Genomic DNA, 11,641 nt, shown 5'->3' with positions numbered 1-11,641 from the left:
GCGGCAGTCGAGCAAGCTCGACTCTACGGAAGCGCTGCGGCAGTCGAGCAAGCTCGACTCTACGGGCTCAGGCCTTTTCCATCGTGCACAGCAGCGGGTGCTGGTTCATGCGCGAGTACTCGTTGACCTGGGCCACCTTGGTCTCGGCCACTTCGCGGGTGAACACCCCGCACACGCCGCGGCCACGGGTGTGGACGTGCAGCATCACCTGCGTGGCCTTGTCCAGGTCCATGGTGAAGAACTGCTGCAGCACATCCACCACGAAATCCATCGGGGTGTAGTCGTCGTTGAGCAGCATGACCTGGTAGAACGGCGGCGGCGCCACTTCCGGGCGCGCGGGCTCCACGGCAAGGCCGTGCTCGTGGTGGGAATCGGGGGAAGACTCGCGGGGCATCCCCCTATTATAAGCGCTGGCGGCCAGCCGCGTTGGCCTGCCGCAGAATGGACGACACGCACCGGCACCGTCACAATTACCGCCTTCCCCAACGTGTTTCACAGGAATTTCATGAAAAGGATCCTTCTGCCCGCCCTGCTGATCGCCCTGGCCACCCCGGCCATGGCCGCCGCGGCCAACGCCGCCGGCAACAGCGCGGCCAAGGCCGATGCCGCCATCGGGCGCCACCTGGACAAGTTGGGCTATACCTACGAAGTGGACGAAGACGGCGATTACCAGATGGTGTTCGACGTGGAAGGCGACCGTACCCAGATCGTGTACGTGCGCTCGGCCGTGGAAGATTTCGGCACTCACAACATCCGCGAGATCTGGTCGCCGGGCTACACCGGCAAGAGCAAGCAGTTCCCGGCCGACGTGGCCAACCGGCTGCTGGAAGATTCGCAGGACGCCAAGATGGGCGGCTGGGTGAAGCAGGACATGACCGCGATGTTCGTGGTCAAGATCGATGCCGATGCCAGCACTGAGCAACTGAGCGATGCCATCGACGCGGCGATCCGTACCGCCGATGCGATGGAACTGGAACTGACCAAGAAGGACGACCTCTGAATTGAATACCCCGCAGGACATGCGCTGGGCACCCCACGCCACCGTCGCCACCGTGGTGGTCGACGGCGGCCGCGTGCTGCTGGTGGAAGAAACCATCGAGGGCCGCGCCGTGCTGAACCAGCCGGCGGGCCACCTGGAACCCGGCGAGAGCCTGGCCCAGGCGGCGCTGCGTGAAACCCGGGAAGAAACCGGCTGGACGGTGGAGCTGACCGATTTCATCGGCTGCTACCAGTGGACCGCCGGCGACGGCACCGCATTCCTGCGCTTCTGCTATGCCGCCCGCCCGATCAGCCATGACCCGGCACAACCGCTGGATACCGGCATTGACCGTGCGCTGTGGATGACACCGGGCGAGCTGCAGGCCGCCAGCGAGCGCCTGCGCAGCCCGCTGGTGTGGCGCGTGCTGGCCGACTATCTGGGCGGCCAGCGCCACCCGTTGCACTTGGTGCAGGAGGTCGCATGAGCAGCCCACGGGTGATGGTGGGGGTATCGGGCGGCGTGGATTCGTCGGTGGCCGCCTGGCGCCTGGTGCAGCAGGGCGAGGCCGTGGCCGGTCTGTTCATGCAGAACTGGGCCGACGATGGCAGCGGCGACTGCCGCGCCGAGGATGACCGCCGCGACGCCGTGGCGGTCTGCGGCCTGCTGGGCATTCCGTTTCACTTCCGCGATTTTTCCAGCGAATATTGGCAGGGCGTGTTCGAGCACTTCCTGGCCGAGTACGCGGCCGGCCGCACGCCCAACCCGGACGTGCTGTGCAACCGCGAGGTGAAGTTCAAGCACTTCCTGGACGCTGCCCGCGAACTGGGCGCCGAACGCATCGCCACCGGCCACTACGCCCGGGTGGCCCAGCGCGGCCAGCAATGGCTGCTGCTGCGTGGTGCCGACCGCAGCAAGGACCAGAGCTACTTCCTGCACCAGCTGGGGCAGGCACAGCTGGCCGCGACCCTGTTCCCGATTGGCGATCTGGAAAAGAGCGATCTGCGCCGCATCGCCCGCGATGTCGCCCTGCCCACACATGCCAAGAAAGATTCCACCGGTATCTGCTTCATTGGCGAGCGCGATTTCCGCGAGTTCCTGGGCCGCTACCTGCCCGCGCGCCCGGGCCAGATCCTGGACCCGGCCGATGGCAGCGTGATTGCCGAGCACCCCGGCGTGTTCTATTTCACCCTGGGCCAGCGCGAAGGCCTGAACATCGGCGGCGTGCGTGGTCGCCCGGCCGCGCCGTGGTACGTGGTGGGCAAGGATGTGGCCAGCAACGTGCTGTACGTGGACCAGGACCGGGAAAGCCCGTGGATGCTGTCCAACCGCCTGCGCTCGGAAACCGCACACTGGATTGCCGGCGCGCCGCCGGCCCGGCGCTTTGAATGCACGGCACAGACCCGCTATCGCCAGCCTGATGAACCGTGCACGGTACAGGTGCTGGACGATGGCAGCGTGCTGGTGACCTTCGCCCGGCCACAGCGCGCCGTCACCCCCGGCCAGTCGCTGGTGCTGTATGACGGTGAGGTCTGTCTGGGCGGTGCGGTGATCGCCGCCACCGATGCGCCGCTGGAACAGCGCCTGCGCACCACCCCTTCTCCTTTCGAGGTAATTGCTGCATGAGTTTCACTGTCGACGACCGCGTACTGGCCCTGGCCGGCATTGCCCAGGCCCTGCAGCAGGTCCGCCGTATCGCCGATACCGGCCATTCCGACGCCTCTGCCGTGCGTACCGCGGTGGACAGTGTGTTCCGCATCGATGCCGGCTCGCCGCAGGAGGTCTTTGGTGACCGCCATGCGCTGAAGAGCGGCCTGCGCCTGCTGCACAACTACTTCCGCAACCAGGGCCAGGACCCGGTGCTGCCCAAGCTGGCCCTGTCGGTGCTGCAGCTGGAGCGCCGCTTCGTGCAGGACGGGGCCACCGTGAACAAAGTGGCCTCGGGCATCGAGCGTGCCCAGCACCAGGCTGCCGAGCTGGGCGACAGCGGCCACCCGGACGTGCTGGCCAACCTGGGCGGCCTGTACGCCGACACGATCAGCCACCTGAAGCCGCGGGTGATGGTGCAGGGCAACCCGCACTACCTGGCCCAGGCCGGGGTGGTGGCCGAGATCCGCGCCCTGCTGCTGGCCGCCGTGCGCGCCGCCGTGCTGTGGCGGCAGGTGGGCGGCAGCTACTGGGACTTCCTGATTGGTCGCAAGGCCATGATCGAAGCGGTGGACCGCCAGCTGGCCTGAGAGCCGGGATCAGGACCGGGGGTCAGAGCCCTTTCCTTGCCGGAAAGGGATCCGACCCCATCACCGCCTGCCCCGGGGTCGGATCCCTTTTCCCCGGAAAAGGGCTCTGACCCCACCATCCAGAATCGCGCCAGAAATCCGGCGCATTCAGAAAGCACATCGACGTTAAAGAGAAAGGGGGTACGGCCGATACATCCTCCGTGCACCTCCCGAGAACGTCCATGTACTCACGCATTTTCATCCGTCTGGCCGCCCCCCTGGCTCTGACCCTGCTGCTCCCCTTCGCCATCGGTTTCGAATGGCCGGCCGCCCTGCGCTGGGCGATCCTGACCACGATGACGCTGAGCTGGCTCGGCTTCGCGTGGTGGACCACCCGCGCCCAGGCCCATCGTTCCCCGGAACATGCCCGTGTCCTGCGTGAGCAGGACCAGCTGCTGACCGAACTGCGCAGCTTCGTCGGCAACGAGATCGACGGCTCGCGTGGCGAAGTCGAACGCGCCCGTGACCTGATCCGCCAGGCCGTGTCCAGCCTGGGTGGCAGCTTCGATGCCATGAACCGCAAGTCCCGCCAGCAGAGCCAGGCCCTGTCGCGCATCGTCGACCGCGCCGGCGATGAAGGCAGTGCCGGCCTCGACGTCGCCCGCTTCGCCCAGCACGCCAGCAACCGTATGGAACAGCTGGTGGAAGCCCTGGAACAGGTGAGCGGCCAGAGCAGCACCACCGTGCAGCACATCGACCAGATGGCGCAGCACTTGGACGGCATCTTCGCCCTGCTGGAAGACGTCAAGTCGATTGCCGACCAGACCAACCTGCTGGCGCTGAACGCGGCCATCGAAGCGGCCCGCGCCGGTGAAGCCGGTCGTGGCTTCGCGGTGGTGGCCGACGAAGTGCGGAACCTGTCCGAGCGCTCGACCACGTTCAACGAACAGATCCGCAAGCTGGCGCACAGCTCCAAGGACGCCATTGCCAAGGTGCGCGAGACCGTCTCGCACATGGCCTCGCGTGACATGGACCGCTCCCGCGAAGCCCGCCAGGAAGCGGCGACGATGCTGGACAACGTGGCGCAGATCAACGCGTCGCTGGGTGACGGCATGCGCGAAGTCTCCGAATGCGCCCGCTCGATCGATGGCAGCGTGGCCGAGGCCGTGCGCGCCCTGCAGTTCGAAGATATCGCCACCCAGGCCTTGGGCGGCGTGCACACCCATCTGGATCGCCTGACCGCGATCAACCGTGAGGCGGTGGCCCTGCAGGAGCTGCTGCACCGCAATGGGGGCGTGTTCGACGAAGAAATCGCCACCGCTCTGCAGCGCACCGGCAACCGCCTGCGCGACCTGCGCAGCGAATGGGAACGTCCGCCGCACAAGCCGGTTGCCCAGCAGAACATGGGCGCCGGTACGGTCGAGCTGTTCTGACCCTGATGTCCGCTGCCTTTTCCGGCAGCGCCGAAGGCCCCGGTCATTCCGGGGCCTTTGCCTGTAGCCTGCCGTTGGATGCCCCTGCCCCACGCACCATGACCCTGATCCGCGCCCTGCCCTCCCTGGCCGACACCGAACGCCCGCGCAATGCGAGCGTGCGTGAGCAGCTGCAGCAGCTGGAAGAGGTCGCCCGCGAAGAGATCCGCGAACTGCAGCAGCTGGCCGATGCACGTCCCGCGCCGTCCCGCGCGGACGAGGAGCTGCTGGGGCTGGCGTGGGACCTGGGGCTGGATGGCGAAGCCCTGAGGTAGATCCACGCCATGCGTGGATGGCCTTCACCACCACCCGCTCCAAACCCATGGCATGATCCGCCCATGCCACCTACGGCTGGACACGGAGTGTCGTCGCATGAGCACCACGTTCATGACTTGGCTGGGATTTGCTGTGATGGTGCTCATCGCGGTCACCTTCACCTGGCGCCCCGCCTACGCCACTTTGCGGCCACCCCGGCATAGACCTGTCGCATTCCTGTTCGGCAGCCTGCTCTTCATGCCGATGGCCTTTCTATTTGCCTGGGCGCCGGCAGCTGCCATCAACACCGGGCATGTTCATCTGAGCCATCACCGGTCCGGCACCATTGATGCATGGCGGGACATCGAGCCGATGACCTCCTGGCTGATCATCGTCGCGGAGTACGCGTTCGGGCTGTTGATCGCCAGCTATTCCATTGCAGGCATCGCATTGATGAAACGGTAGATCCACGCCATGCGTGGGTGCATGCGATCGCCCCTCCACCCTTTCGGACTTGTTGCATGGTGTGGATCACAGGCCCGGGGCACACTCGTCGCTCTCCCTCCCTGGTGGCCGCATGGCATTCAATTCCGAAGAAGCGCGAGAAACCTTCGAACAGTTTCTGATCATCATGGACGATCAGATTGAATGGCTGATCGAACAAGCACAGCTCCGCGGCGTCGACCTTGACGGCAGCCTGGAGAGCCTTGATCGCCTGGAGACGCTGTACACGACGATGGCTGCAACGTTGTCGGAGGACGAACAGGATGGCCTGAGGATTGTGTTTGCACGATATCTGGGCGATGTAGTGTGGGAGCATCACGGCGGCAAATGGACCCTGCCACTGGATGATCCAAAAGACATCAATTTCAACATGCCGGTTATCGTGGGGCACTCATCCTGCCCGTGGCTGGAATTCAATCCCATCCATACGATGCATTGCTATGCCCTACGCCCAAAGGCTGGAATGCTCCGAAGCATCGTCGCGCACAGTGTTGATCCACAGATTCTGGATCTCAGCGATCTGGTGGAAGACGATTGAATCCAGGAGACTGCTCGATTCACTGGACCGCCCCGCGAGGACGGTAGCTGGTTCCGGGCAACATCCACGCATGGCGTGGATCTACTGGGGTGGCGAAATCGCTGTGGCATGATGCGCAGGTCCCGTTCATGGAAGACCGATGGCCATCGCCCTGATCGCCGTGCTGTTGATCGAAGTCCTGCTGCTTGTGCTGTGGGCGCCGTTCTTCTTCCGCACCGGCATCGTGCTGTTCAACCAGCGCATTGCCGCGTCACCTGACGATCTGAAACGACTTTCTCTGGGCGGGCTCGAATACGACTTGCCGACCGAACGATGGGCGCGCCTGTCATTCCGCACCCTGCCCGATGGCAGCGTGGCGTTCCGCGAAAGCTTCGCGCCAGGTTTCGGCGGGCGCTACTTCCCGCTGATGCATGGCCGGATCGTGGTGGACAGGCGGCGCCGGGAGGTGCGGGTGATGGGCCGCTGCAGCTGGTTCGCACTGGTCCTGACCCTGCTGGTGGTGCCGATCGCGCTGCTGCGCCCGATGGCGTGGCCCATGCTGGCGGTGCCGCTGATCTTCTATACGGGCTACTACATCCAGCGCAAGCGCTATGCCGCCGTCGTGAACGCGGTGAGGGCGCGGGTGCGCAACGAGTTTCCCTGGCAGTTCAAGGACCGCCCCCGGTAGATCCACGCCATGCGTGGATGTAGCCGATAAAGACGCGCAGATTCGGATTGTTTGCATGGACCTGGGCCGGACAGCCCCTCATCGCGCAGGTCCGATTTCAGTTCAGATCAGCCCACAGCCCGTGACCAGCGCCGCCCTCTGCCTTTCACTTGCCCTGCAACTCCCGGTTGCCCCAGACCCGCTTGCCCTGGATCCCGATTCCCTGCTTGCGCTTCATCAAGCTCTACAGTCATTCGGCGATTTCCAGTAGTCGTACTCCGCGCCCATAAATGTGAATGATCCTGATGCAGGTGTGACCGACGCAACCGTCGAGGTCTCCGCCGGCTGCCTGCAGGGTGGCGCACAGATCATCATCCTGGACGCTGATATCGACGAGGCGCAAGAGCGGTATCTGGTGCTGGACAAGGCTTGGCATGACCTTCCCGCGGGCACGTTGCTGCTTGTCTCCGGAAGCTCGGTGACCGTCATTCCAACCCACGAGGGCAGCCCGGAACTTGCACGGGCGGAGACACTGCTCGCCTTCCTGGACTACCTGCCAATCAGCACGGATTGGAATGCGCTGGCCGTACCGAACACCGCGTTGCCAGTGACGGAGTTGAATCCTGACGAGTTCTTTCAGGGCTTCATTCCGAGCTCCAAGGTTGAAGCAGTTCCCGAAGCCACCCTGGCGACATGGGAAGGCGTGCTACCCAACCTGCTGCTGGCACTGTGGCGACGCGATGGGCTCGCACGCTATCGCGACGACAGGCCCGCCTTGGTCGATCCCCACCTGTATGCGGAGATTGCTACCGCGTTTCTGCAAGGTAATCCCATGGAGGGTGCCGATACTTTCCATGTCTACGCGGTGACGGCTTTCGGCCAGATCTGCTGTGTGGGGAGAACACCTCCGCGCAGATCAGCATCGATCCGCCCAGGGGACAAGTCTCAACAGAATCGGATCTACCAGACCCCGCCGATGCAGTGGAACGCAACTGGAAACTGGCGTTCCTGCTGGAGGCCCTGATTGGGCCCTATCTTGACATCACCGACGACGATGAGCAGCCCCTGCATGCCCATGCACGTGACCGACTTGGACCATTGGCACCGGATGAGATCTACAGTTTTTCGCCCGCAGTTTCCGAAGATGGCTGGAATGCGGCGCATCTGGTGAAGACATATCGCCTCGGTGAGCTGAAAGCACTTGCTGCGACAGTGACCAGGGCGCGACCAACCGAACTGGATACCCGCGGTAAGTAGTTGCACGCCGTGCGTGGATGATGCCCCGCGATCCATGCATTTCGGAATGTTTGCATGGTCCTGGCAACACGCCTCGTCAACACTTGACGTCTCTTGAACCGGACATTGAGTGGATCCATATGGCGACGCCAGCACCAAAGAGGACGATACGGGAAACTGGAACTACCGGCGAACTTCTCAATGGCTGGACGCAGAAGCGTCGAACAATGCTCCGCTTCATCCGTGTAGGCGACGTATTCTGCTTTACTCGCAATGATGAAAAATTCTACTTCGGACAGATCATATCGAAGGCGCTTGTAGGTCACTGCGTGCAGATCTTCGATCTATGTAAAAGCGCGCCTGTGATAGGCAGGAGCGAACTGCTGCAAGCCAAGGCGACTATTCCCCCGATTATTCTTGACAGCTACGCAATATTTGACCGGAAGATTGACGCACATGGCGACTGGCGGGTCATCGGCCAGTTGGATGCTGGCGACATTTCCCGCTTTGAAAGCTACTTCTTCTGCTATGGAATAGAGAGGAATTGGAAGAAGATCAACGCCATGGGATCGAACGAGCAGCCCATCTCGGATGAAGAGGCAATGACTCTTGAGCCTCTCATTGCATTGACAGACTTCAAATTCTGGCTGGCATTTGATGCCTTCCGAGCTTCAGCAGATGGCATTTGGTCGCATCAGTTCTGATGATTGAATCACGGCCCAATCGGATCACAGTTGTGCCGCCATGCGTGAACCATGGCGAGCACAAGCATTTCGTCGACCACTGCCGACACCTACCAAGGCCGTTCAATGCGGTGCATTGTTGGGCGCACGTGCGTGGTTGGTAGATCCCCGCCATGCGCGGATGATCGCAAGCACCGGCATTCGTGTCGACCAAGGTCGACACCTACCAGAGCGGTGCGTCGGCGTGCGGGGATGGCGTCAGCGGGCCAGGGCGACTTCGCTGCCGGCGCGCTGCTGGCGCAGCCACTGCGCCAGGTCGCGCGGTGTGAGCGGGCGCGAGTACAGGTAGCCCTGGATCTCGTCACAGCCCTGGCGGCGCAGCATGTCTTCTTCCTGGTGCGTTTCCACGCCTTCGGCCACCACCTTCATGCCCAGGGCGTGGCCCAGGTGCACGATGGCCTGGGTCACTTCGGCCGTGCCCGAATCGTGCAGCATGCCCTGCACGAAGCTGCGGTCGATCTTCAGCCGCCCCACCGGGAAGCGATTGAGATAGTTCAGGTTGGAGAAGCCGGTACCGAAGTCGTCCACCGCCAGCGGTACGCCATGCCGTTCCAGCACATCGAAGCAGTGGCGCAGGATGTCGGTGTCACGGATCAGCGCCGATTCGGTCAGCTCCAGCTCCAGCCGCTGCGGCGGCCAGCCATGGGCGTGGCAGATCTCGATCACGCGTTCGGCAAAGCCGCGGTCACGCAACTGCACGGCCGATACATTCACTGCCACGCGTGCGAAGCACAGACCCGCACGGTCCCACGCCACGGCCTGGCGGCAGGCTTCGTTGAGCACCCAATCGCCGATGCGGACGATTTCGCCGCACTTCTCCGCGATGGGAATGAACTCGGCCGGGCTGCAGTAGCCGATGCCGGGGCGGTGCCAGCGCAGCAGCGCTTCGATTGCCGGCGGTTCGCCGTTGTGCGCGTGCAGCAGCGGCTGGTAAGCCAGGCTGAACTCTTCGCGCTCGATCGCGCCGTGCAGGCCGTGTTCGATCTCCAGGCGGCGCTGGATGCGGGCCAGGGCATCCTGGCTGTAATACTGGTAGGTGTTGCGCCCGGCTTCCTTGGCCGCATACATGGCCGCATCGGCGGCGCGCAGCAGCGAATCGAAATCGGTCTGTGATTCACCCAGCATGGCGATGCCGACGCTGGCCCCGACCTTCAGAGTTGTGTCGCCACGGCGCAGCGGCTCGGCCAGCGAGCCGATCAGCTTGCGTGCCACATGGCCGGCATCTTCCGGCTCGGCCAGATCACGCAAAACCACGATGAATTCATCACCGCTGAAGCGGCCGAACAGATCGTTGTTGCGCAGGTTCTGGTGCAGGCGCGCGGCTGCGGCCTTCAGCAGCGCATCGCCGGTGGCGTGGCCGAAGCTGTCGTTGATGTTCTTGAAGCCGTCCAGGTCGATGAACAGCATGGCCAGCGAGGTGCCTCGGTCACGTGCCTCTTCGATGGCCTCTGCAGTCTGCTCGCCCAGCAGCACCCGGTTGGGCAGGCCGGTCAGCAGGTCGTAGTGGGCCAGCAGTTCGATGCGCTCACTGGCCTCGCGTTCGCGGGTGATGTCACGGAACAGGACCACGTAGCGGGCCGGCAGGCCGTCGCGGCGATCCAGTTCGATCAGCACCTGCACCCACACGCGCAGGCCGGACTGCCGGTAGAAGCACAGGTCCAGCTGCTCGGGCAGCCCGCCATTGGAAATGCGGCCAAGCGCGGCCTCGAACGCGTTGCGCGAGTCCTCGGTGTACAGCGCCAGCGCCTGGTCCAGCGTGATCGGTTCCTTGCGCAGGCCATGGATGCGGTAGCACTCCTCGGTCCACTGCATGTGCCGGGTGGACACTTCGATTTCGCAGCCACCAATGCGCCCCAGCGCCGACACGCGATTGAGCAGCTCGGTGCGCCAGCGGATCAGCGCATCGGTCTGGTGCTGTTCGGTGATGTTCTGCACCTGGCCGAGCAGGCGTTTGGGCTGCCCGTCCATGTCCAGCAGCGGCTGCATCCACAACCGCAGGTGCTGCGAGGGCTCGCTGCCACGGGTCAGCTCGAGGTCCAGGTTGGCCGCCCGGCCGTCGCGCCACAGGCGCCGCCATGCGGCACGCAGCGCGCCGCGCGACCGCGGATGCAGCTGTTTCAACCAGCGCCGCTGGCCGGGCACGCTGCCCTGCTCCAGCGCCAGCAGCGAGCGCAGCTCGGGCGACCACCAGAACCGGTGGTTCTGCGGGTCGAACGACCAGCTGCCCATGCTGGCGATGCGCTGGGCCTCGCTCAGGTGCAGCTGCTGTTCCTGCAGCAGCGCTTCCAGCTGCTTCTGCTGCTCGATATCGGTATGCGTGCCGACCATGCGCAGCGGCTGGCCGTCGGCGGTACGCGCCACCACCCGGCCGCGATCCAGCACCCAGCGCCAATGGCCATCGCCCTGGCGGAAGCGGAACTGCGCGCTGTACTGCTCGCTGTGCCCGCGCAGGTGCTCGTCCAGCACCGCGCGCACATCGGCGATATCGTCCGGGTGGACCCGGCCGAGCATCTCGGTTGCGCCTTCATCGCCCAATGCGGGCGTGCGCAGTACGCGATCGGTGGGAATATCCCAGTCCCACAGGCTGTGGCCGGCACTTTCCAGGGCCAGCGCCCAGCGGCCGCCGCCGGTCAGCGGTACTGGTTCAGGCACGCTGAGGGTGAACGCCAGCAGGTTGCCGCTGCCATCGTGCACGGCGCGCAGGTGGCCGTCGTAGTGCCCCTGCGGCCCGCCGGGCAGCGAGCACGGCACGATGCCGCCGTCGGCCGCCAGCAGGCGCAGGTCTTCCAGCATGGGGGCATAGGCCGCCAGGGTGGCCGGCAGCCCATGTTCGCGCGCGGCCGGATTGGCCGCCAGCGGGCGGCCACTGCGGTCGACGATGACCAGTGCCGACGCGAGCGGATGTTGCAGCAGGCTGGCGATGATCCCTTGGTCCACGCGATCTAGCTCCGGAAAGACGCGCCCGACAGCGGGGCATGCAGTCCTTAACGGCCCGCTGCGGGGATAATTGAGTGGCCATCGCACACCCGCGCGGTAAGATGGCTGGCACCCGTCC

The 11,641-nt window shown here is 64.6% G+C and carries 14 protein-coding genes; 12 read left to right on the top strand and 2 right to left on the bottom strand.

Translation table 11 applies throughout. The features are described 5' to 3' along the window. Positions 1 to 67: 67 nt before the first annotated feature. Positions 68 to 394 carry an ATP-dependent Clp protease adapter ClpS gene (clpS, locus tag C1922_RS09940; RefSeq protein ID WP_108749599.1) on the bottom strand — a complete coding sequence of 109 codons (327 nt, stop codon included), beginning with the start codon at positions 392 to 394 and terminating at the stop codon, positions 68 to 70. Between the two features lie 111 nt (positions 395 to 505). Between clpS and C1922_RS09935 the strand changes: the two genes are divergently transcribed. From C1922_RS09935 to C1922_RS09885, 12 genes are all read left to right on the top strand, one after another. Continuing rightward, the gene (locus C1922_RS09935) at positions 506 to 1,000 is read left to right on the top strand and encodes a hypothetical protein (protein ID WP_108749598.1); all 495 of its coding nucleotides are present in this window, start codon (positions 506 to 508) and stop codon (positions 998 to 1,000) included. Between the two features lie 19 nt (positions 1,001 to 1,019). Next, positions 1,020 to 1,463: an NUDIX hydrolase gene (locus tag C1922_RS09930; protein WP_108751551.1), complete on the top strand. Its 444-nt coding sequence runs from the start codon at positions 1,020 to 1,022 to the stop codon at positions 1,461 to 1,463. Then, a complete protein-coding gene (mnmA, locus tag C1922_RS09925; RefSeq protein ID WP_108749597.1) occupies positions 1,460 to 2,602 on the top strand; it encodes a tRNA 2-thiouridine(34) synthase MnmA in 1,143 nt (380 codons plus the stop codon). Before C1922_RS09930 ends, mnmA begins: the two co-directional genes overlap by 4 nt. Beyond that, on the top strand, positions 2,599 to 3,213 hold the full coding sequence (hflD, locus tag C1922_RS09920) for a high frequency lysogenization protein HflD (RefSeq protein WP_108749596.1): 615 nt from the start codon (positions 2,599 to 2,601) through the stop codon (positions 3,211 to 3,213). The genes mnmA and hflD overlap by 4 nt, the downstream gene beginning before the upstream one ends. Positions 3,214 to 3,434: 221 nt before the next feature. Then, positions 3,435 to 4,625 carry a methyl-accepting chemotaxis protein gene (locus C1922_RS09915; RefSeq protein ID WP_108749595.1) on the top strand — a complete coding sequence of 397 codons (1,191 nt, stop codon included), beginning with the start codon at positions 3,435 to 3,437 and terminating at the stop codon, positions 4,623 to 4,625. A 98-nt stretch (positions 4,626 to 4,723) separates the two neighbouring features. Next, positions 4,724 to 4,939: a hypothetical protein gene (locus C1922_RS09910; RefSeq protein WP_108749594.1), complete on the top strand. Its 216-nt coding sequence runs from the start codon at positions 4,724 to 4,726 to the stop codon at positions 4,937 to 4,939. A 97-nt stretch (positions 4,940 to 5,036) separates the two neighbouring features. Further along, positions 5,037 to 5,384 carry a hypothetical protein gene (locus C1922_RS09905; RefSeq protein WP_108749593.1) on the top strand — a complete coding sequence of 116 codons (348 nt, stop codon included), beginning with the start codon at positions 5,037 to 5,039 and terminating at the stop codon, positions 5,382 to 5,384. 112 nt (positions 5,385 to 5,496) lie between these two features. Further along, positions 5,497 to 5,961 (top strand): hypothetical protein, encoded by a 465-nt coding sequence (locus C1922_RS09900; protein WP_107431880.1) that lies wholly within the window; start codon positions 5,497 to 5,499, stop codon positions 5,959 to 5,961. Positions 5,962 to 6,100: 139 nt separating this feature from the next. Further along, the gene (locus tag C1922_RS09895) at positions 6,101 to 6,628 is read left to right on the top strand and encodes a hypothetical protein (RefSeq protein ID WP_108749592.1); all 528 of its coding nucleotides are present in this window, start codon (positions 6,101 to 6,103) and stop codon (positions 6,626 to 6,628) included. Between the two features lie 292 nt (positions 6,629 to 6,920). Continuing rightward, entirely contained in the window at positions 6,921 to 7,631 is a 711-nt protein-coding gene (locus C1922_RS09890; protein WP_159091921.1) for a GAD-like domain-containing protein, read from the top strand. After that, on the top strand, positions 7,589 to 7,864 hold the full coding sequence (locus C1922_RS20385; RefSeq protein ID WP_159091919.1) for a hypothetical protein: 276 nt from the start codon (positions 7,589 to 7,591) through the stop codon (positions 7,862 to 7,864). Before C1922_RS09890 ends, C1922_RS20385 begins: the two co-directional genes overlap by 43 nt. A 206-nt stretch (positions 7,865 to 8,070) precedes the next feature. Then, positions 8,071 to 8,547, top strand: coding sequence for an Imm26 family immunity protein (locus C1922_RS09885; RefSeq protein WP_159091917.1), 477 nt, complete (start codon positions 8,071 to 8,073; stop codon positions 8,545 to 8,547). 237 nt (positions 8,548 to 8,784) lie between these two features. Here C1922_RS09885 and C1922_RS09880 read toward each other — a convergent pair whose 3' ends face one another. Beyond that, on the bottom strand, positions 8,785 to 11,523 hold the full coding sequence (locus C1922_RS09880) for a GGDEF domain-containing phosphodiesterase (RefSeq protein ID WP_108749589.1): 2,739 nt from the start codon (positions 11,521 to 11,523) through the stop codon (positions 8,785 to 8,787). Between the last annotated feature and the right edge of the window lie 118 nt (positions 11,524 to 11,641).

This window comes from Stenotrophomonas sp. ZAC14D2_NAIMI4_7, assembly GCF_003086675.1.
In the GTDB taxonomy this organism is placed as follows: Bacteria; Pseudomonadota; Gammaproteobacteria; order Xanthomonadales; family Xanthomonadaceae; genus Stenotrophomonas.
The sequence above is the reverse complement of the archived record's forward strand: the minus strand, read 5'-3'. Positions and strand labels throughout refer to the sequence as shown.

What these genes read in the sequence shown, in the direction of transcription:
- C1922_RS09915 (WP_108749595.1), top strand. Translation starts at nt 3,435, where the DNA reads ATGTACTCACGCATTTTCATCCGTCTGGCCGCCCCCCTGGCTCTGACC.
- C1922_RS09905 (WP_108749593.1), top strand. Translation starts at nt 5,037, where the DNA reads ATGAGCACCACGTTCATGACTTGGCTGGGATTTGCTGTGATGGTGCTC.
- clpS (WP_108749599.1), bottom strand. Translation starts at nt 394, where the DNA reads ATGCCCCGCGAGTCTTCCCCCGATTCCCACCACGAGCACGGCCTTGCC.
- C1922_RS09910 (WP_108749594.1), top strand. Translation starts at nt 4,724, where the DNA reads ATGACCCTGATCCGCGCCCTGCCCTCCCTGGCCGACACCGAACGCCCG.
- C1922_RS09900 (WP_107431880.1), top strand. Translation starts at nt 5,497, where the DNA reads ATGGCATTCAATTCCGAAGAAGCGCGAGAAACCTTCGAACAGTTTCTG.
- C1922_RS09895 (WP_108749592.1), top strand. Translation starts at nt 6,101, where the DNA reads ATGGCCATCGCCCTGATCGCCGTGCTGTTGATCGAAGTCCTGCTGCTT.
- hflD (WP_108749596.1), top strand. Translation starts at nt 2,599, where the DNA reads ATGAGTTTCACTGTCGACGACCGCGTACTGGCCCTGGCCGGCATTGCC.
- C1922_RS09935 (WP_108749598.1), top strand. Translation starts at nt 506, where the DNA reads ATGAAAAGGATCCTTCTGCCCGCCCTGCTGATCGCCCTGGCCACCCCG.
- C1922_RS09885 (WP_159091917.1), top strand. Translation starts at nt 8,071, where the DNA reads ATGCTCCGCTTCATCCGTGTAGGCGACGTATTCTGCTTTACTCGCAAT.
- C1922_RS09930 (WP_108751551.1), top strand. Translation starts at nt 1,020, where the DNA reads ATGCGCTGGGCACCCCACGCCACCGTCGCCACCGTGGTGGTCGACGGC.
- mnmA (WP_108749597.1), top strand. Translation starts at nt 1,460, where the DNA reads ATGAGCAGCCCACGGGTGATGGTGGGGGTATCGGGCGGCGTGGATTCG.